15 protein-coding genes and 2 pseudogenes are annotated in these 20,068 nt (G+C 47.7%); 9 read left to right on the top strand and 8 right to left on the bottom strand.

Annotated elements, in window-relative coordinates; all coding sequences use genetic code 11:
* Nucleotides 1–624 precede the first annotated feature (624 nt).
* Together IO95_RS00625 and arcA are read left to right on the top strand one after the other, a co-directional pair.
* Entirely contained in the window at nucleotides 625–2,142 is a 1,518-nt protein-coding gene (locus IO95_RS00625) for an amino acid permease (RefSeq protein WP_023490867.1), read from the top strand.
* A gap of 14 nt (nucleotides 2,143–2,156) precedes the next feature.
* Nucleotides 2,157–3,431, top strand: coding sequence for an arginine deiminase (gene arcA, locus IO95_RS00620; RefSeq protein WP_023490868.1), 1,275 nt, complete (start codon nucleotides 2,157–2,159; stop codon nucleotides 3,429–3,431).
* A gap of 54 nt (nucleotides 3,432–3,485) precedes the next feature.
* Here the strand turns inward: arcA and IO95_RS00615 are convergent, their stop codons facing one another.
* Entirely contained in the window at nucleotides 3,486–4,277 is a 792-nt protein-coding gene (locus tag IO95_RS00615) for a hypothetical protein (protein ID WP_051791056.1), read from the bottom strand.
* A 295-nt stretch (nucleotides 4,278–4,572) separates the two neighbouring features.
* On the opposite strand from IO95_RS00615, the gene IO95_RS00610 reads away from it, so the two are divergent.
* The gene (locus IO95_RS00610) at nucleotides 4,573–5,793 is read left to right on the top strand and encodes a multidrug efflux MFS transporter (RefSeq protein WP_023490870.1); all 1,221 of its coding nucleotides are present in this window, start codon (nucleotides 4,573–4,575) and stop codon (nucleotides 5,791–5,793) included.
* On the opposite strand, the pseudogene IO95_RS25905 reads toward IO95_RS00610, so the two are convergent.
* Together IO95_RS25905 and IO95_RS00605 are read right to left on the bottom strand one after the other, a co-directional pair.
* Nucleotides 5,767–5,871, bottom strand: a pseudogene (locus IO95_RS25905) (glyoxalase); the annotation flags it as partial. The gene IO95_RS00610 and the pseudogene IO95_RS25905 sit on opposite strands and share 27 nt — an antisense overlap.
* Nucleotides 5,872–5,930: 59 nt before the next feature.
* Complete coding sequence (locus tag IO95_RS00605) at nucleotides 5,931–7,646, bottom strand: lysophospholipid acyltransferase family protein (RefSeq protein ID WP_023490871.1); 1,716 nt, start codon at nucleotides 7,644–7,646, stop codon at nucleotides 5,931–5,933.
* Nucleotides 7,647–7,936: 290 nt separating this feature from the next.
* Here IO95_RS00605 and ogt point away from each other — a divergent pair, with 290 nt between their 5' ends.
* The 3 genes from ogt to uspE all read left to right on the top strand — a co-directional run bounded on the left by ogt (nucleotide 7,937) and on the right by uspE (nucleotide 10,625).
* Nucleotides 7,937–8,446, top strand: coding sequence for a methylated-DNA--[protein]-cysteine S-methyltransferase (gene ogt, locus IO95_RS00600; RefSeq protein ID WP_023490872.1), 510 nt, complete (start codon nucleotides 7,937–7,939; stop codon nucleotides 8,444–8,446).
* 315 nt (nucleotides 8,447–8,761) lie between these two features.
* Nucleotides 8,762–9,535 carry an FNR family transcription factor gene (locus tag IO95_RS00595; protein WP_023490874.1) on the top strand — a complete coding sequence of 258 codons (774 nt, stop codon included), beginning with the start codon at nucleotides 8,762–8,764 and terminating at the stop codon, nucleotides 9,533–9,535.
* A gap of 130 nt (nucleotides 9,536–9,665) precedes the next feature.
* A complete protein-coding gene (gene uspE, locus IO95_RS00590) occupies nucleotides 9,666–10,625 on the top strand; it encodes a universal stress protein UspE (protein WP_023490875.1) in 960 nt (319 codons plus the stop codon).
* A gap of 234 nt (nucleotides 10,626–10,859) precedes the next feature.
* Here the strand turns inward: uspE and fabV are convergent, their stop codons facing one another.
* The 4 genes from fabV to pntA form a co-directional block, all read right to left on the bottom strand.
* Entirely contained in the window at nucleotides 10,860–12,053 is a 1,194-nt protein-coding gene (gene fabV, locus IO95_RS00585) for an enoyl-ACP reductase FabV (protein WP_023490876.1), read from the bottom strand.
* Nucleotides 12,054–12,252: 199 nt separating this feature from the next.
* Nucleotides 12,253–13,185 (bottom strand): 6-phosphofructokinase II, encoded by a 933-nt coding sequence (gene pfkB, locus IO95_RS00580; protein ID WP_023490877.1) that lies wholly within the window; start codon nucleotides 13,183–13,185, stop codon nucleotides 12,253–12,255.
* A gap of 303 nt (nucleotides 13,186–13,488) precedes the next feature.
* Nucleotides 13,489–14,877: a Re/Si-specific NAD(P)(+) transhydrogenase subunit beta gene (pntB, locus tag IO95_RS00575; RefSeq protein ID WP_023490878.1), complete on the bottom strand. Its 1,389-nt coding sequence runs from the start codon at nucleotides 14,875–14,877 to the stop codon at nucleotides 13,489–13,491.
* 12 nt (nucleotides 14,878–14,889) lie between these two features.
* The gene (gene pntA, locus IO95_RS00570) at nucleotides 14,890–16,416 is read right to left on the bottom strand and encodes a Re/Si-specific NAD(P)(+) transhydrogenase subunit alpha (RefSeq protein ID WP_023490879.1); all 1,527 of its coding nucleotides are present in this window, start codon (nucleotides 16,414–16,416) and stop codon (nucleotides 14,890–14,892) included.
* Between the two features lie 389 nt (nucleotides 16,417–16,805).
* Here pntA and ydgH point away from each other — a divergent pair, with 389 nt between their 5' ends.
* Nucleotides 16,806–17,756: a DUF1471 family protein YdgH gene (gene ydgH, locus IO95_RS00565; protein WP_023490880.1), complete on the top strand. Its 951-nt coding sequence runs from the start codon at nucleotides 16,806–16,808 to the stop codon at nucleotides 17,754–17,756.
* 223 nt (nucleotides 17,757–17,979) lie between these two features.
* On the top strand, nucleotides 17,980–18,702 hold the full coding sequence (folM, locus tag IO95_RS00560) for a dihydromonapterin reductase (protein ID WP_023490881.1): 723 nt from the start codon (nucleotides 17,980–17,982) through the stop codon (nucleotides 18,700–18,702).
* Between the two features lie 111 nt (nucleotides 18,703–18,813).
* Here folM and IO95_RS00555 read toward each other — a convergent pair.
* Nucleotides 18,814–19,026: pseudogene (locus IO95_RS00555) on the bottom strand (autotransporter outer membrane beta-barrel domain-containing protein); the annotation flags it as partial.
* 177 nt (nucleotides 19,027–19,203) lie between these two features.
* Between IO95_RS00555 and IO95_RS00550 the strand changes: the two are divergent.
* Nucleotides 19,204–20,022: a serine protease gene (locus tag IO95_RS00550; protein WP_023490883.1), complete on the top strand. Its 819-nt coding sequence runs from the start codon at nucleotides 19,204–19,206 to the stop codon at nucleotides 20,020–20,022.
* The last annotated feature ends 46 nt before the right edge of the window (nucleotides 20,023–20,068 follow it).

The following is a 20,068-nucleotide window of genomic DNA, read 5'->3' as shown; positions in this document are numbered from 1 at the left end:
GCCTATGGCTGAGCCTGTATATACTTTTCATCAAGTCACTTGAGTCTTGGCTACATCCCTCACCTATAAGTAACTCGAATGGTTTTTAGTATAGCTCACCGTGCTGTTTTTTATGAAAATAATCTTAGTATAACTAGTGGAGGCATACAATGTAAAATTATTGTGAATAGGATGCCTATCATATTTTCTACTGTTGCCCGCTTAACTCAAAACCTGTCTTTGTGTAGTGCTATTCAGCTATTTCTATTTCACCTGAGATTAGTCTGATTCTGCTACAGCACGTTGCCAACACGATCTTCACCCCATTTCGTTATTTGAAGGTAAAAATTTTCATTTCACTGTAACGCTCGTCAAATAGACTATCTCTGTACAACAATCAGACATAATTTTTATTTTGCCCTTTTGTCGCATTGTCGGTTGATGATTGTCAATTTATTAGTCTTTTATACTGCTTTTTTGTTTATCTCGACATATTACACCAATTGGTTTGAGATAAGGAGGGTGAAAAATGTCTATCAACAGGAAAAATCCATGATTACAGCTATGATTTAATCGTCAGTGTATGGTTACGATTATCCTTTAATAACAAATAACTTATGACAGGTGTCAGGAAGGAAAACGACAATGAGCTCATCAACGAATAAATTGTCCCTATGGTCTCTCACCGCGTTGGTGGTGGGTTCTATGGTTGGTGCTGGGATATTTTCTTTACCGGCAACCTTTGGGCGTGCAACCGGAGGGTTTGGTGCCATTATCGCTTGGTGTATTGCCGGTGGTGGTATGTTAATGCTGGCGTTTGTTTTCCAGACATTGGCTCAGCGCAAGCCCGATCTCGATTCTGGTGTTTTTATCTATGCTAAAGCCGGGTTCGGTAATTATCTCGGTTTTATCTCTGCTCTGGGGTTCTGGGCCGGCTCCTGTATTGGTAATGTCTCCTACTTTGTATTGATCAAATCCACACTGGGTGGCTTTTTCCCGGTGTTTGGTGATGGCAATACCATCCCGGCAGTATTGGTGGCCACCGCTATTTTGTGGGGGTTTCATATTCTGATACTACGTGGCGTGAAAAATGCTGCCACCATTAATACTATCGCGACCTTCGCTAAAATTCTGCCAATCTTTATTTTTATCATTGTGCTGTTCTTCGCCTTTAAAGGTGACATGTTCATGCTCAACTTCTGGGGGACGCCAGAGGTCGCCACGTCGTTGGCAGGTACCGGTGATTTATCTCACCTTAACGACTATGGCTATGTGGGCCATGCGGCAGCGGCTATCACCGCCACTGCAGAACCTGAGTCATTGTTCAGCCAGGTGCGCAGTACCATGTTAGTCACGGTGTTCGTATTCCTGGGGATTGAAGGTGCCAGTGTTTATTCCCGTTATGCGAAAGAGCGTAGCCATGTAGGTATTGCTACAGTGCTGGGCTTTATTGGTGTGCTGTGTTTGTTAGTGCTGATCACCATGCTCTCTTATGGCGTCATGCTGCGCCCTGATTTGGCGGCACTGCGTCAACCTTCTATGGCTGGTGTGCTAGAGGCCATTGTTGGCCGCTGGGGTGCGATTTTTATCAGCGTGGGTTTGATTGTTTCTGTACTGGGGGCCTATCTCTCTTGGTCGTTGCTGGCAGCAGAAGTGCTGTTTTCCGCAGCGAAAAGCGAAAGTATGCCCAAAGTATTTGGTACGGAAAACAGTAGCGCAGTCCCTTCAGCGGCAGTCTGGTTAACCAATATCACCATTCAAGTTTTCTTGATTCTGACGCTCTTTAGCCAATATGCATTCCAACTGGCACTTGAGCTCACCAGTTCACTAACTCTGATCCCTTACCTGCTGGTTGGGGCCTATGGGTTGAAGCTGGCCTGGACCGGTGAAACCTATGAAAAGGATAAGGCTAATCTCAAGAAAGATCTGATCATCGCAGCGGTAGCCACGTTCTATGCATTGCTGATGCTGTATGCCGGTGGAATGAAATATATTCTGCTCTCTGCCGTTATCTATGGCCCGGGCACGTTGTTGTACATTATCGCTAAGCGTGAACAACATGCAAAAGCTTTCACGCCGGCTGAAATGGGGCTCTTTGTTATCATCATGGTCGCCGCAATTGTTGCAATTTATAGCATTGCGACAGGCGTTATTACTATCTGATAGAGGCAAGTCATATGTCGACTAAAAAAAAGACGCACACTAAGTTTGGTGTTCATTCAGAAGTAGGGAAACTGCATAAAGTAATGGTGTGTGCGCCAGGTAAAGCACATAACCGTTTAACACCAAGTAACTGTGATGAACTGTTGTTTGATGATGTGTTATGGGTTGAACGCGCCAAACGTGACCATTTTGACTTTATGACCAAGATGCGTGAGCACGGTGTTGATGTGGTTGAAATGCATAATCTGCTGGCTGAAACCTTGGCATTACCAGAAGCCAGAAAGTGGATCCTCGACCAGCAGATTGTGCCGAATGAGGTGTCGGTAGGTATTCTTAAGGAAACACGCAGCTATTTAGATGGGTTGGCTCCACGGGTATTGGCTGAAGTTCTGATCGGGGGTCTTTCCACTACTGATCTGGCTAAAGAAGGCTATGCCGATCACGAAGAACTTAAACTGATCCGCGAAGCGGTAGGCATTACCGAATATCTGCTGCCACCGTTGCCTAACACACTTTACACCCGTGATACCACGTGCTGGATTTATGGTGGAGTGACTTTAAACCCACTCTATTGGCCAGCACGCCATGAAGAAACCATTCTGACCACAGCCATCTATAAATTCCACCCTGACTTTGGTGAAGCCAATGTCAATGTCTGGTGGGGGGATCCAACCGTGCACCATGGCTCAGCAACACTCGAGGGGGGTGATGTGATGCCTATCGGTAATAAAACCGTGTTGATTGGTATGAGTGAGCGGACCTCTCATCAGGCGATTACCCAATTGGCAGCTTCGTTGTTCTCCAACAAGCATTCCGGTGTTGAACGAGTGATGATCGCGGCAATGCCGAAACTGCGTGCTGCGATGCACTTGGATACGGTATTCACTTTCTGTGACCGTGACGTTGTCACTCTTTACCCTGCTATCGTTAATCAGATCAAAACGTTTTCACTGCGGCCAGATAGTGGCCCAACCGGTATGAAACTGAGCCGCGATAAAGGCACCTTTGTTGAAGCCGTGGCTGGGGCATTAAACCTGAAGAAACTGCGCGTGGTGGAAACTGAAGGTAATGATTACGACACCGAACGCCAACAGTGGGACAGTGGTAACAACATGGTTGCGCTCTCTCCTGGGGTGGTTATGGCTTATGATCGCAATACCAAAACCAATACCCAACTTCGTAAAGAAGGTATTGAGGTTATTGAGATTGTCGGCAGTGAGTTGGGTCGTGGGCGTGGTGGCGGTCACTGTATGACCTGCCCAATTATCCGTGATGCTATTGATTACTAAGCAAAGTTGATTCTTAACCCATAAATATGGCCACCTTTTGAGGTGGCCTTTAATTTATTTGCTTTTACTTATTGCTTCCCCACTCTGGGTTGGATCCCAAGGTTTACTCATTAGATCGATCCAATTCGGGAACGGATAACGTTGCCCATCATAATGTACTGTCTGTTTTACCTTGGTGTTACCATCCGTCCGCCAATTAACCGTGACGATAAGATCAGCAAAGCCATGGGATTGTTTAGGGCCGATACCGAGGGTGACGTCAGCGAAACCAGTGTCACAGTCGGCATTAGGAGGTACGCCATTGTCGGAGGAACAGTACACCGACAGGTCAAGATAAGTGCTAAACACCGAACGCAATTTGCCGTTATCAGGTACATAGAGCGTTAATAGGCCATCAGCCCAAGCAGTCGGGCTACTGGCCCCTCTACCAACGCTGGTTAATACCAGGCCAAATGCCCGTATACCGGGTGCCAAGTGATAGCGAGCAGTATCTAGCCATAAGCTACTCCCTCCAATTTCAAGCATGGCATCTTCTGCCATCAATTCCTGGTAAGACTCCAGCAACAGGCCATCTTGATTATTGACCTTACCTACTAATAAGTGGAATTCACGCTCACCAACCGGGGCTTTATTGCCTGGTTCAAGATAGGCTAATGCCACCACGGATTGGCTATCATCCTCCACCCACACTTTACAGGCTGCGGCTATCAGCGGATTGTTTTGCTCACCAGTGGGAACGACCCAATGTTCTTGCTTTAGCTGTTTGGCTAATGAACTGATCAGTTGAGGATCACAGGGTTGCTGCTCCTTAGTCCATCCCTTGATCGGGGCAATCAACAGTATCAATAAAAGATACCCTATCCTTGTTAGTACTAAATGATGCTGTTGCATGGGGTTAAACCTGTTCCGCTTCTGTTATTGGATGGCATAAGTGCATTGTCGCGCAGTTTGCAGCGGCAAATCAATTTGTAGCGATGAAATACCCCGTTGCAGTTTCCTCAAGGGATAGCAGCTAGCTTGGCTGGTTTAAGGCTGGATCGCTTCATCTATTTACGTTTACTCACTCATTTCCGCCCACTGCAGGCGGTTTCTGGTGGTATCATTATCAAGCTAAATAATTAATCCCGGTAGTTGTTCTCAAATGGAAGCATGGAAACTTAATTTAATCTCGGTATGGTTCGGCTGTTTCTTTACTGGCATGGCGATGAGCCAGATTCTGCCTTTTCTACCGCTGTATGTTGAGCAACTCGGTGTTGATGGTCATGAATCGCTGAGTATTTGGTCGGGGTTGGTGTTTAGCGGCACGTTTCTAGTTTCTGCCATCGTTTCACCTTGGTGGGGGAGCCTGGCTGATCGCCGAGGACGTAAGCTAATGCTGCTGCGAGCCTCCCTGGGTATGGCGACACTTATTGCCTTGCAAGGGCTGGTCAGCAATGTCTACCAGTTATTTGCTCTGCGTGCCTTAATGGGGCTGACTTCCGGTTATATCCCTAATGCCATGGCCTTGATCGCTTCACAAATACCACGCAATAAGAGTGGCTGGGCATTGGGAACCTTATCTACCGGGCCTATTTCAGGGGTGATCGTTGGCCCATTGCTCGGTGGTTTAATGGCTGATCACCTGGGGTTGCGGGTGGTATTTTTTGTCACTGCCGTCATGATGTTTGTCAGTTTTTTGGTGACGCTGTTTCTAATCAAAGAAAATCATACAGTGATAAAAAAGGCCGACCAACCAAGTGGTGCCGCCCTGTTTCGCTCATTGCCTTATCCTGGGGTTATTATCACGCTGTTTGTCAGTACCATGATGGTCCAATTGGCTAACTCATCCATCAGCCCAATTTTAACGCTCTTTATCCGTGATCTGACTCTGACTGATTATAAAGACAACATTGCCTTTGTCAGTGGGATGATCGCCGCAATTCCGGGGGTTGCCGCCTTGATTTCCGCCCCGCGCCTGGGGAGATTGGGTGACCGTATCGGCACTGCACGGATCCTGGCCATGGCATTGGCTTTCACTGCCCTGCTGTTTGCCATCATGACTTGGGTACAAACCCCGATACAGCTTGGTATTTTGCGGTTTTTGCTTGGCTTTGCCGATGGTGCATTGATGCCTGCCATTCAAGTACTGCTGTTACGCTACTCTCCTTCTCAGGCTACAGGGCGTATTTTTGGCTATAACCAGTCATTTATGTATTTGGGTAATGTGGTTGGCCCGCTGATCGGCTCTTCTGTTTCCGCCATGATGGGATTCCGCTGGGTATTTATTGTCACCGCAATTTTGGTATTGATTAATTTTATCCTGGTACAACACCGAGTTACACGGGTTGAGCGTAGCTTATCGGTCTCGCAACCAAGGGGTTAACGTTACCCCGACCAACAACCCCTCTGGGCTAAGTAGGCGGGTAACGTTCTGGCCCCAAGGTTCCTGACAGTTAGCTACGTTTTTAGATAAGGCTAGCGGTTCACCCTGTTCGTTGACAGGCGTGAACCGTCGTAGCGTTAAACCGTTTCTGGCTCTAGGTGAACCGCGATATAGCGCTGGTAGCGCGCTGGCTTGACGCGAGTTAAATCCACTAACACCAAACCATCAATACAATTGTTAAACGCCGGGTCAGTACCGAAGTCGATAAACTGTACCCCGCCAGGCTCACACAATTCACTGTATTGCTTATACAAAGTGGGAATGGAGCAACCAATATTGCTCAATAAACTTTTTAACCGCGCTAAATCCTCCTGATAGTTATCGCCTGCAAATTGCGCCAATACCTGCGGTAACGAAGCCGGATAAGGGCGACGTGATTGGGCCATCACCTGTTCAGGCGAAAAATAGAGCCGATAGAAAGCAATCAACAGGTCGCGAGCGGTCACCGGCATAGCGCCGGAAATAGACACTGGGCCAAACAGGTAACGATACTGCGGATATTTTGCCACATAAGCACCAATGCCCAACCACAGATAATCCAATCCCCGCTTGCCCCAATAGACCGGCTGAATGAAGCTGCGGCCGAGTTCAATCCCTTGTTCCAGGATCGGCATCATATCCTGATCGTAATGGAATAGACTGTTACTGTAGATGCTTTCCAGGCCTTTATCGGCTAACTGAGGACCGGTGGGGATAAAGCGATAGGCACCAACAATTTCGAGCTCGTCATCGTCCCATAATACCAGGTGATAATAGTCGTCATCGTAGCTGTCCAGATCACGACGTCTGCCTGAGCCCTCACCGACTGCGCGGAAAGCAATCTCACGCAACCGCCCCAACTCACGCAGGATAGGGGTTCTTGCTTCCCCCTGCCGACGATAGAGGAAAATAGTCTTGCCATCGGGAGTGGTACCCAACTGTTCACAAGCAGCCAAGGCTTTTTTCAACTCTAAACGATCTTCCGGCAAGGCAATGGCCGCTTCACTGGTAAATAACCCCGGTTTACCCTGCCCCAGACGGTAAACATGGCGGCGGAACCGCTCTGCAAGATCACGCGCATGGGTATGCCCATCATGCCATTGACTGAATGGGATGCGGCCCCCGATGCGGATTTTAATCCGTCCCCCGTTCTGTTTGAACATCTCTCGCACTAATAATAAGGTTGATAATGGGTTGTAAATCAGAGAGGTGAAATAGAACAGATTGCTGTTACGTGCAGTAATATGCACTGGCACGATCGGCGCGCGGGCTTTGGCGGCCATACGCAGAAAACCGGTGTGCCAATGACCATCACGAATCCCCTTGGCGCTCATGCGCGATACTTCCCCTGCTGGGAATAGAATCAGCACGCCCTGGTTATCCAGTTGTGCTTGCATGGCCTCTATCTGCTTGCGGTTGGTACGGTAGTTGAAATTATCCACCGGGACAAACAGGCTACGCAACGGTTCAATATAGGATAAGAATTGGCTGGCAACTATTTTAATGTCCGACCTGACTGCCGCTACTGCCCGTATTAATGCCAACCCGTCCAGTGACCCGATAGGATGATTGGCTACCAGAACCACCGGGCCCTGACTGGGGATATTCTCCAGATCACCATCCACCATCTCGCAATTAATATTAAAATAATCCAACACTTGCTCGATAAAATCCAACCCTCTCAGGTAGGGATAATCAGCCGCAAATTGATTGAACTCTTTCTCGCAAAGCAGGGTCGACAGCAGTTTGCGCTGCCAGACGGGAGTTTTGCGATGTGGGAATGATTCTTGTAGCAAGGTATCCAAACTAAACATCGTGATTCTCCTACCCTAGTCATGGCTAACTTAAGCGAGCATCATGACCTTAATATATCCATTTTATGACAAAAAAATGAAGCTCCATCCCCATACTGCGCAGTTATAGCAAAAAATTCAAGCCAGGCACTCTTTTACTGTCCGCTGCTATATGACTGCTAACGGAATACCACGTTACAACTTATTTCAATAACCTAGAATCACATCGCCATTTTAATGTCCGTAATTCGCCATTGTCGCATTAATTTTCATGTCATAATCGGCCTATGAAATGCAAGGAGTGAATTTACATGCAGATTTTTTTTCTTGACCGGATGCTAACACCGATTGGTGAACTGGTGTTGGTCAGCGATGTACAGGGTCAGATGCGAGCAGTGGATTGGACAGACCATGAGGCTCGTCTGATGAAACTGTTAAATATCCACTATCGCGGTGAATTCGCACTACAGATAAAAACCAATCCAGGAGGGCTTACGGATCTGATGCAACGTTATTTTGCCGGGGAGTTAACCGTGATCGACAGTATGCCAGTCAAGACGCTCGGTAGTGAATTCCAGCGTACCGTCTGGGAACAGTTGCGCAAAATCCCCGGTGGAGAAACCATCACTTATGGGGAGTTGGCGAAACGAATAGGTCGCCCTACTGCTTCTCGTGCAGTGGGCATGGCTAATGGTGCCAACCCCATCAGTATCGTGGTGCCTTGCCACCGTGTTATTGGCGCACAAGGAACGCTTACCGGATACGCGGGGGGGTTACAACGTAAACAATGGTTGCTTAAACACGAAGGTTTTTTGCCTTAATGGCTTGCAAGGCAAACATGGTGAAGTGCCTATCTTTGGCTACATTTATTACTCGTGCTAATTGCATTCATACCTCAAGCTTAAATGATGATAACATACTGATTTATAAATCATTGTTATGATTAAATGTTGTTTTTTTAATAAATTTAGACTTAACAACCACAAAAGAGATTTATCTCAATACTTGATTTCTCTCGTTAACTGAAGAAAGTCAAATTGAAAGAAATGTCGCTAAGCTTATTGATTGCTGTACTTATCATCTGCCAAAAATGATGTTAAAATTGACACATATCAATTATTGCATGAGCTTAATTTATGATCCCGGAAAAACGCGTGATTCGTCGTATTCAGTCTGGCGGTTGTGCAATCCATTGCCAAGACTGTAGTATCAGCCAGTTATGCATCCCTTTTACGCTGAATTCCCATGAGCTTGACCAACTCGACAATATTATCGAACGGAAGAAGCCAATCCAAAAGGGTCAGACGTTGTTTAAGGCTGGCGATGAGCTGAAGTCGATATACGCAATCCGTTCCGGAACCATTAAAAGTTACACCATCACTGAACAAGGTGATGAGCAGATCACGGGCTTCCACTTAGCGGGCGATTTGGTCGGTTTTGATGCTATTGGTGGGCAAATGCATCCAAGCTTTGCTCAGGCGTTAGAAACCTCCATGGTCTGCGAGATCCCATTTGAAACATTAGATGACCTTTCAGGCAAAATGCCAAACCTGCGTCAGCAGATCATGCGGCTGATGAGTGGTGAAATCAAAGGGGATCAAGAGATGATTCTGCTGCTCTCCAAGAAAAATGCCGAAGAACGCCTGGCTGCCTTTATTCATAACCTTTCGCATCGTTTTGCTGAGCGTGGCTTTTCAGCACGTGAGTTTCGCTTGACCATGACCCGAGGTGATATCGGTAACTATCTGGGCTTGACCGTTGAAACCATCAGCCGCTTGCTGGGTCGTTTCCAAAAAGGTCAAATTCTTAGCGTAAAAGGCAAATATATCACCATAGAGAATATGGACGTCTTATCACAACTGGCTGGATCGCCAAAAATAAAAACACATCTCACCGCGGTTAACATTTAACCCACAATTAGGCCAATAATTCCCTGAAATTATTGGCCTAACGACTCTGCTGCTACTATTCTGTTTTTCAATGTTGAGTTACTCTGTTATTGAATTGAGCATTGATCTATAGCTGTTTGGAGGAGGTCCTATGGCAAAGTATCAGAATATTCTGGTGGTTATTGACCCAAACCAAGACGACCAACCGGCACTACGGCGGGCGGTTTATCTGGTGAAAAGGAACGGTGGGTGCATTAAAGCTTTTCTTCCTATCTATGACTTTTCTTATGAATTAACAACGCTACTTTCCCCTGACGAAAGAACTGCCATGAGGGAAGGTGTCATCAAGCAACGTGAAGCTTGGATTAAGCAACAGTGTCATTTTTATCTGGCAGATGGCGTTCCGATTGAAATCAAAGTGGTATGGCACCGTCGCCCCTATGAAGCAATTATTCAGGAAGTGACAAGTAGCAATCATGATCTGCTGGTGAAAATGACCCATCAACATGATCGGCTCGAGTCTGTGATCTTCACCCCTACCGATTGGCACCTACTGCGCAAGTGCCCTTGCCCAGTCTGGATGGTGAAAGATCAACCTTGGCCCGAAGGGGGTAAAGCGCTGGTTGCAGTTAACCTTTCCAGCGAGGAACCTTATCACGATCCTTTGAATATGCGGCTGGTCAAAGAAACGCTGGAACTGGCACAAAATGCTGACCAAACCGAAGTTCATTTGGTAGGAGCCTACCCGGTTACACCATTCAATATCGCAATTGAATTGCCTGATTTTGATCCTAGTGTTTATAACGATGCAATTCGTGGTCAACATCTGATTGCCATGAAAGCATTAAGGCAGAAATTCCATATCAGCGAAGAGTTTACCCATGTGGAAAAAGGGCTACCCGAAGAGGTGATCCCTCATTTAGCCGAAGAACTCAAGGCTGGTGTTGTGGTGTTAGGGACTCTCGGTCGCACTGGGCTTTCAGCAGCCTTTATCGGTAATACCGCCGAACATGTGATCGATCATCTTAAATGTGACCTATTGGTGTTAAAGTCTGATGATTTTGGTAAGCCTGTAGTCGATGAAGATGACGAACACGATGATGAGGATTAATCACTGCCCTATTTGAGGGAAGTTTTCGTGAGCTTTAAATAACCAGTAGACCTCAGCCCCCTGCCCGTTAACACCGGCAGGGGGAAATAAGGCTTCCACAAACGGCTAGAGAAACAAAGTTATCCCCGATAAAAAATCGAGACAAAAAAACCGGAACCTTGTTAGCCCCGGCTTTAATAGTCATGTGAACACTTAGTCAAGTCATATCAAGACTAAGTATCTTTGTTTATTTTATTACAGTTCAACCACATCAAAACGAACATCAGGGTTAACATCGGCATCGTAGTCGACTTCTTCCAGCCCAAAACCGAACAGACGCAAGAACTCCTGCTTGTAACCCGTGTAATCCGTCAATTCACTCAAGTTTTCACTGGTGATTGAGGGCCAAAGGTCACGACAGGTTTTTTGCACATCGTCACGCAGCTCCCAGTCATCCATACGAATACGAGCTTGGTCGTCAAGCGCCATATCGTCACTGTACAGACGGGTACGCATCATGCGGTCAACCTGCTCCATACAACCTTCATGGATCCCCTTCTCTTTCATTATTTTGAAAGCCATGGAGATATACAGCGGCATCACGGGAATGGCGGAAGAGGCCTGAGTGACCACAGATTTCAATACCGCCACATGGGCAGTCCCCTTTTTGGCAGCCAGATTGCCACGAATAGCGCTAGCTGCACGGTCCAAATCTTCTTTGGCACGGCCCAACGTCCCATGCCAGTAAATGGGCCAGGTCAAGTCGGTACCAATATAGGAATAAGCGACAGATTTAGCACCTTCAGCCAGCACACCAGCCTGTTCCAGCGCTGACATCCACAATTCCCAATCCTGACCACCCATCACGGTAATGGTGTTCTGGATCTCTTCTTCATTGGCGGGTTCAACGGTTGCAGTAATAATCTGGTCTTTATTGGTGTCGATAGCGGTGGTGGTGTAAACCTCACCGATCGGCTTCAAGGCAGAACGCACGACTTCACCAGTTTCTGGCATTTTACGCACCGGTGAAGCCAGTGAATAAACCACCAGATCCACCTGGCCCAGATCGGCTTTAATCAGCTCAATCACCTTGGCGCGGCATTCGTTAGAGAAAGCATCACCATTAACGCTTTTGGCATACAGACCAGCTTCTTTAGCGGCTTTATCAAAAGCTGCCGAGTTATACCAACCCGCCGTAGCCGGTTTGCTTTCCGTTCCGGCTTTTTCAAAAAACACCCCAATGGTGGCAGCGTCACTGCCAAAGGCCGCGGCAATACGGGAAGCCAGACCATAACCAGTAGAGGCACCGATCACCAAAACACGTTTAGGGCCATTAGCAATCTTACCCTGCGCTTTGGTATAGGTAATTTGACGACGAACATTCGCTTCACAACCTACCGGATGAGTGGTGGTGCAGATAAAGCCGCGAACCTTAGGTTTAATAATCATATGGGTCTAGGATCCGTTAAAGAGATGAAATCGGCACATAAGATAACTCATTATGTGCCTTTTTTGTGATCTGACTTGTTAGATTGATTGTATTTTATACAAATTTTGCTAAATGAGATACTTCGGCTGCCAACTTGGCTGTAGTTTTGGCATATACAGTGTCTGCCTTGTATCTCATTTTGCTTAGTATGCCGTTAATTTAGCGCTGACAAATATAGTGATATAACCGCTCGGTATCTGCCAAAGAGCAAAGTTTCGTTCCCAGATTTAGCGTCGCGGCACTGCCTGCGGCCACACCAAAGCGCACAGTATCGAGTAGATCAGCACCGTTGGCCAATTTCAGTGTCATCGCGCCAACCATACTGTCCCCCGCACCCACCGTACTTCTTTTTTTCACCGGTGGGGGGACGACATGTACACAATGGTCACCATCAACCGCCAGCGCCCCTTGCGGCCCGAGTGAAACCACCACGCGTTCTGCGGCTCCCCTCTGCACCAGTTCTTGAGCCGCATTGCGCACGTCATCCGGGTGCTCCAAGGGGTGACCAATCAAGTCGGATAACTCATTCTGATTGGGTTTTACCAGTGCTAACCCCCCTAAATCCAAGCAAGCTTTCAGGGCATCACCAGAACTATCGACGATACATTGCAAACCTATCGATTGCGCCTGCTTGACCAGATACGTTAATTTTTCAATCGCCGTTCCCGGGGGCAAACTGCCACTAATCACCAGAATGGAACCAGCAGGGATTTTTTTCACTCGCTCTACCAGTTGATCAAACTCAGTCTCATTGAGATGGGCACCTGGCATAACAAACCGAAATTGTTCACCGCTGCTGTCTACATGAACATGCAGATTCTGCCGGGTCCAGTCCTGAGTTTTCAATGTTTCTGTTTCGACGCCTTCCTGATCCAGTAACGCTTTTAAATGATCCCCAGTCGGGCCACCAATAGGGAAAATGGCATGAGCACGGCCCCCGAGATAAGTAATGGCACGGGCAACATTGATTCCCCCACCTCCGGGTTCAAATAAGGGTGTGGTACAGCGCAGCTTCCCTTCTGCATACATTTTTGCCGTCGTCGTTGCACTATCTAGCGATGGAGATAACGTTAACGTGAAAATTTGAGTCATGATGCAATCTTCCTCATGAATATTATTTCGCCTACTTGGCTAACAAACAGAAATGGATGCTTTTATTGAGCTGTTTTAAGTAAAGCACATCTGCTTTAAATAAGACGAGTTACCTGCAGGTTGGCAGAAAGGAACCTCGGGAATAAGGCTTATCAGCAGACTTTATGCCACGGGTATAACACGTTCGATCTATAACATGATCGATCTATAAAACGATCTATAACACGATCTATAACACAATCGCCTGAAAAAAAATGCCAGCCACCTTGGGTGACTGACATTTTTACTTACTGACATGGCTGATTACAGTGCGCGCAAAATCGCTTCTACACTGCTCTTGGCATCACCAAACAGCATTTGAGTATTTTCTTTAAAGAACAGCGGGTTCTGTACCCCGGCATAACCGGTATTCATTGAACGCTTGAATACGATAACATTTTGCGCTTTCCACACTTCCAACACTGGCATACCCGCAATTGGGCTGCGTGGATCTTCTTGCGCTGCAGGGTTAACCGTATCGTTGGCACCAATAACCAGCACAGTATCAGTATTTGGGAAATCGTCATTGATTTCATCCATTTCCAATACCACATCGTAAGGTACCTTGGCTTCAGCCAATAACACGTTCATATGCCCTGGCAAACGCCCGGCAACCGGGTGAATACCAAAACGCACCTTGACACCGCGTTTGCGCAATTTCTCAGTGATTTCTGCCACCGGATACTGTGCCTGTGCAACAGCCATTCCATAGCCTGGGGTGATAATCACCGAGCTTGAGTTCTTCAGCAGTTCTGCCACTTCCTCTGCTGTGGTTTCGCGGTGCTCACCCATATCTTCGGCATCACCGGTTGAGGTACCATCGGTACCAAAACCACCGGCAATAACGCTGATAAAGGAGCGGTTCATCGCCTTACACATAATGTAAGAGAGGATCGCACCAGAAGAACCCACCAACGCACCGGTCACGATCAACAGGTCGTTGTCCAGCATAAAGCCTGCCGCTGCCGCTGCCCAACCCGAGTAGGAGTTCAGCATCGAGACCACGACTGGCATATCTGCGCCACCAATAGACGCCACCAGATGCCAACCAAACGCCAGGGCAATTGCCGTCATGATCAACAGCGCGAACACTTCCCAACCGACACTGTTGGTACGGACAAACAGCACCATCAACAGGAAGGAAACCACTATGGCAGCCAGATTCATTTTATGGCGATGAGGCAGCGCCAGCGGCGTAGAGGAGATAAGGCCGCGTAATTTGCCGAAGGCCACAATAGAGCCGGTAAAGGTCACTGCACCAATGAAGATACCCAGGAACACTTCGGTAAGATGGATATTCTCCATGACCGGATCCATGGCCTTACCATGATCCAGATAGCTGTTGAAACCCACCAGCACCGCAGCCAAACCGACAAAACTGTGCAGCATCGCCACCAGTTCCGGCATTTCTGTCATTTCGACTTTCTTCGCCAGATAGATCCCGATAGCACCACCGATGGCCATGGCAATGATGATCCAACTCACATTGCCGGCATTTGGCCCTAAGATGGTCGCTATCAAGGCAATCGCCATCCCGGCGACCCCAAACAGGTTACCCTGCTTGGACGTTTCATGGCGTGAAAGACCCGCCAGGCTGAAGATAAACAGAATAGCGGCAACAATGTATGCAGCTGTAACTAATCCACCAGACATTTTTGCTACCCCTTAGTTTTTGCGGAACATCTTCAGCATGCGCTGAGTGACGGTGAATCCACCAAAAATATTGATGCTGGCAATCAGCACGGCGATAAAGGAGAGGAAACTCACCCAGCCACCATGACCAATCTGCAACAACGCACCTACCACGATAATCCCTGATATCGCGTTAGTGACCGACATCAACGGGGTATGCAGCGCATGGCTGACATTCCACACCACGTAGTATCCCACCACGCAAGCCAACGCAAACACAGTAAAGTGAGACAGGAACTCTTTCGGTGCTGAATCAGCGAACCAGCCAAACAGGATGATAGCCAGCGCCATCAAGGCATACTTGAGCCAAGGGGATGCGGGCTTTTTCTCCACCAGTGCGGCGGGTGCCACTGTTGCCTGCTTAGGTTGTGCTGAAACCTGAATCGGTGGCGCTGGCCAGGTCACTTCCCCTGCACGCACCACGGTAACACCGCGAATAACGGTATCGTCGAAATCGATATCAATTTCACCGTTTTTCTCTTTTGTCAGCAACTTGAGCAGGTTAACCAGGTTAGTCCCATAAAGTTGCGAAGACTGTGTTGGCAAACGGCTTGGCAAATCGGTATAGCCGATGATCTTCACGCCGTTTTCGGTCACGGTAATCTGGTCAGCCACAGTCAGTTCGCAGTTACCACCGGTTTGAGCGGCCAAGTCAACAATCACACTCCCCGGCTTCATGGCGGCGACCATCTCTTTGGTGATCAATTTTGGTGCCGGTTTACCTGGGATCAGTGCCGTGGTGACAATAATGTCCACTTCTTCTGCTTGCGCGGCAAACAGAGCCATTTCAGCTTTGATAAAGGCTTCTGACATCACCTTGGCGTAGCCATCACCGCTGCCAGCTTCTTCTTCAAAATCCAGCTCAAGGAACTCAGCCCCCATACTCTGGACTTGTTCTTTCACTTCCGGGCGGGTATCAAAGGCACGCACAATGGCACCCAAGCTGCCTGCCGCACCGATGGCCGCCAACCCTGCCACACCCGCACCGATAATCATCACTTTTGCTGGCGGCACTTTACCGGCAGCGGTGATTTGACCAGTGAAGAAACGACCAAACTCATGGGCAGCTTCAACGATGGCACGATAACCGGCGATGTTAGCCATGGAGCTCAGGGCATCCATCGATTGTGCGCGGGAAATGCGCGGCACTGAATCCATCGCCATGGCGGTAACATTGCGGGCAGCCAGCTTCTCAATTAAATCTGGGTTTTGTGCTGGCCAGATAAAACTGACGAGCGTACTGCCTTCACGCATTAACGCGATTTCGTCCTCTAGTGGCGCGTTAACTTTTAAAATCAGATCTGATTGCCATACATCGGCAGTATCAGTAATCGTTGCCCCTGCGGCTTGATACGCAGCATCCTCAAAACTTGCCAATTTACCCGCCGAACTTTCAATAGCGACGGTAAAGCCCAATTTTAGCAACTGTTCTACCGTTTTCGGCGTTGCTGCAACACGGGCTTCATTGGCCAACCGTTCTCTTGGTACACCAATACGCATAATTATTCCCTTCTTACCTGTCTTTAATGACGTCTGTTATCTTCTCTAGCGATAGCACCAGCCGACAAGATTCCCCCACCTCGCCAGTAAGCAAAGCAGAATGCCTTTTATAAGCTACTGAAAATGTGATCGATAATCCATGATTGCTTACGATTAACTGACAGTTTTTACATAAAAACTCACATAAGGATATGACAAATCGCAAGTTTGCATCGAAAAGATGTTTAGAGCAATGTCTGCATGATGACCTGCTAAACCAATATATTCCTGGTTGCAGCGCATAAAATGCTGAGACACATAGCGAGATTACATGTAATAATCATCGGCTGAATACACTTAAACCGTTCAGTACGCTATATACATTAATGCGCTAGGCGAAAGGATTTTTTATGAAGCTGAAGACCACCATCATTGCATCAGCCTTGTTATCACTCACTGCGCTGTCTGCACATGCCGCACAAGAGTTAACACCTGAAAGAGCCGCGGCTATCAAACCATTTGATCGCATCACCATTACTGGTCGTTTTAATGCTATCAACGAAGCAGTTGATGCGGTATCACGCCGTGCAGATAAACTGGGTGCGGACGCTTTCTATATTCAGAGTATCAATGACGGTAACAACAGCGGCAACTCGCGCGTTACTGCTGACCTCTATCATAAAGATGCCCCAGAGGCGAGCAAAGAGACAACGTACCGCCTCTTTAATGGTGTTAAAGAACTTCCTAAAACCGAAGCGTTACTGTATGAACCCTACGATACCGTGACTGTCACCGGTTTTTATCGTAGCCAGCCAGACATCAGCGATGCCATTAGCAAAGAGGCAAAAAAGAAAGGTGCAGCCTCTTTCTTTATCGTTCGTCAGATTGATGCCAACGAGGGGGGTAACCAACTCGTTACTGCCTATATCTATAAAGCTGATGCCCCTAAACGTGTGGTGCAAAACCCAGATGCTGTTCCTGCTGATTCTGACGCCGGTAAAGCCCTGTTGGCTGCAGGCGGTGCTGAAGCTGCCAAGGTTGAGATCCCTGGGGTCGCCTCTTCGGCCTCACCAAGTCAAAATGTGGGTCGTTTCTTTGAAACGCAATCTTCTTCTGGCCAACGCTACACTGTCACTTTGCCGGATGGAACCAAAATTCAGGAAGTGAACAAGGTGACTGCTGCACAAATGGTCCCCTTCGATTCCGTCACATTTACCGGTCATTTCGGCAGCATGACTGACGTTTCCAATGAAGTAGCAAAACGCGCCGCAGCTAAAGGTGCCAAGTACTATCACATCACCCGTGAATGGCAGAACCAAAGTGGCGGTAACCTGACGGTAAGCGCTGATCTGTTTAAATAATCCCCAGCACTTCAGATTTATACTTCAGGTTTATATTTAAGTTAAGCATTGAGTTATAGGGCAGCGTTAGCTGCCCTTTTCTCATGGTGCGAATAGAGCGGGATGGTTAGAGAAGGATGGGCTTCACGGCATCGCACTGATTGCTGAGAGCTGTTAACGACTTTTTGACATATCATGGCATAATTCTTTTCATGTCTGTCAATTTGACTTGGAGTTTAAACCCATGGGATCTCACCACTCAGCCCCAGTACTGATTACTGGCGGTGCGCGCCGGATTGGACTGGCACTTGCCAAGTCGTTCTTACAACGCAATGTGCCGGTGATTATTGCCTACCGCAGTACTTACCCCACTTTGTCTGAGTTGAAAAGCCTTGGGGCAGTGTGCCTGCAAGGTGACTTCTCTACCCATGAAGGGATCTACGGTTTTGCCGAACAAGTAAAGCAGGTTGCCCCCAAATTGCGCGCAGTGATCCACAATGCCAGTGCCTGGTTGGCTGAGTCTGACCAGATCGCGCCAGAACAAGTGATGGCGTCCATGTTGCAAATTCATGTTTATACACCCTATCTGTTAAATCAATTACTCGAACCTTGCCTGCGTGACCAGGGCCCGGCTGGTGCTGATATTATTCATCTAACTGATTATGTGGTAGAAAAAGGCAGTGATAAACATATCGCTTATGCGGCCAGTAAAGCAGCTCTGGACAATATGACTCGCTCTTTTGCCCGCAAGTTTGCCCCAGAAGTCAAAGTGAATGCCATTGCCCCTGCACTGATCATGTTTAATAGCGATGACGATGAACAGTACCGGCAACAAGCATTGGCAAAGTCATTGATGAAAATAGCCCCCGGGGAAAACGAGGTGGTGAATCTGGTGGACTACTTGATGAATAGCCGTTATGTCACCGGTCGTACTCACAGTGTTGATGGTGGCCGACCGTTATGCTGATAAGGGCATAGCGTAATAGGATGGGGCACGATATGCTGGGCGCCGTTTTTATTATAAAAGCGTCGCCAATCATCACCCTAGGTGAAAATGGTCCTGACCTTTATGGGGCTACTGGGTAATATCGCTACCTAATTGCAAGACATAACGGTTGGCTTGCATCTTTAGCTGGTCATGATCATCACGGAAACGATTATGACCCCCTTCGTTACGCATCAACATACTGATCACTTTTCGCTCCCCTGTCAGTGCGTCAATATATTGCGTCACGCCCACACAGTCATGCAGGCTGGTGACAAACATATGGTTGGCTGCGTGCAGAGTTGCCATTTTCTTTTATTTTTAATTTCCACCTTCCTTTCAGAAAGTCATGTAAAAAAGTCAATCGGATGTCATTGGTATCATCGATAAGTCAGTTTATAGTCGTTATATTTAACATTGTCTGCTGCTGGATAGTACTCTCATGCAATGTTTGGTCGTTCCTTATTTGTTAGGTAAAAACCTATGCGCATACCGGTTTTATTGTGCTCATCTTTATTCGCTGTTGCCCTTCATTTGGCTCACGCAGCCACGCCTTCTGATACCTCAAAAGCAGAGCAGAAACGCCTGTTTTTTGGTAAAGATGACAGAGTAAAAATCAATGAAACCAATGATTGGCCGTGGCAAGCTATCGGCCAGGTAGAGACCGCCAGTGGCAACTTATGTACGGCGACCTTGATCTCCCCCCGCTTGGCCCTCACCGCTGGTCACTGTGTTCTTATACCACCAGGGCATTTGGATAAGGCGGTCGCATTACGGTTTATCGCTGGCAGTAACAGTTGGACCTATCAGATTGAAAATATTGAAACCTTGGTGGATGAAAAATTAGGGAAAAAGCTTAAAGCTGACGGCGATGGGTGGATTGTTCCCAAGGCTGCCGCCGCTTATGATTTTGCGTTGATTCGTTTGAAAGATCAGCAACCACTCGCCATTAAGCCTTTGCCATTGTGGCAAGGAAACAGCAAGGGATTAATGCAAGTGCTAAAACAGGCAAGACGGCTGGTTACTCAGGCGGGCTACCCTGAAGACCATCTTGACTCTCTGTATGCCCATCTGGGGTGTAAAGTGACTGGGTGGGCTCAGCAGGGGGTGCTATCACACCAATGCGATACTTTACCGGGAGACAGTGGCTCACCGCTGTTGTTAAAAAGTGCCGAAGGCTGGCGATTAATCGCGATTCAAAGCTCCGCGCCAGCAGCAGAGGATCGCTACCGTGCGGATAACCGGGCATTGGCTGTTACTGGTATTCGAGATGCGTTGACCAAGCTGTCAATGGGTCAGTGAACTCCCCCTTGACCACAAATTACAGCTCCGCTGTTATTCAACCACA

The organism is Serratia sp. DD3, assembly GCF_000496755.2.
Note: the sequence above shows the minus strand (reverse complement) of the source record. Positions and strands in the feature narration are given on the sequence as shown.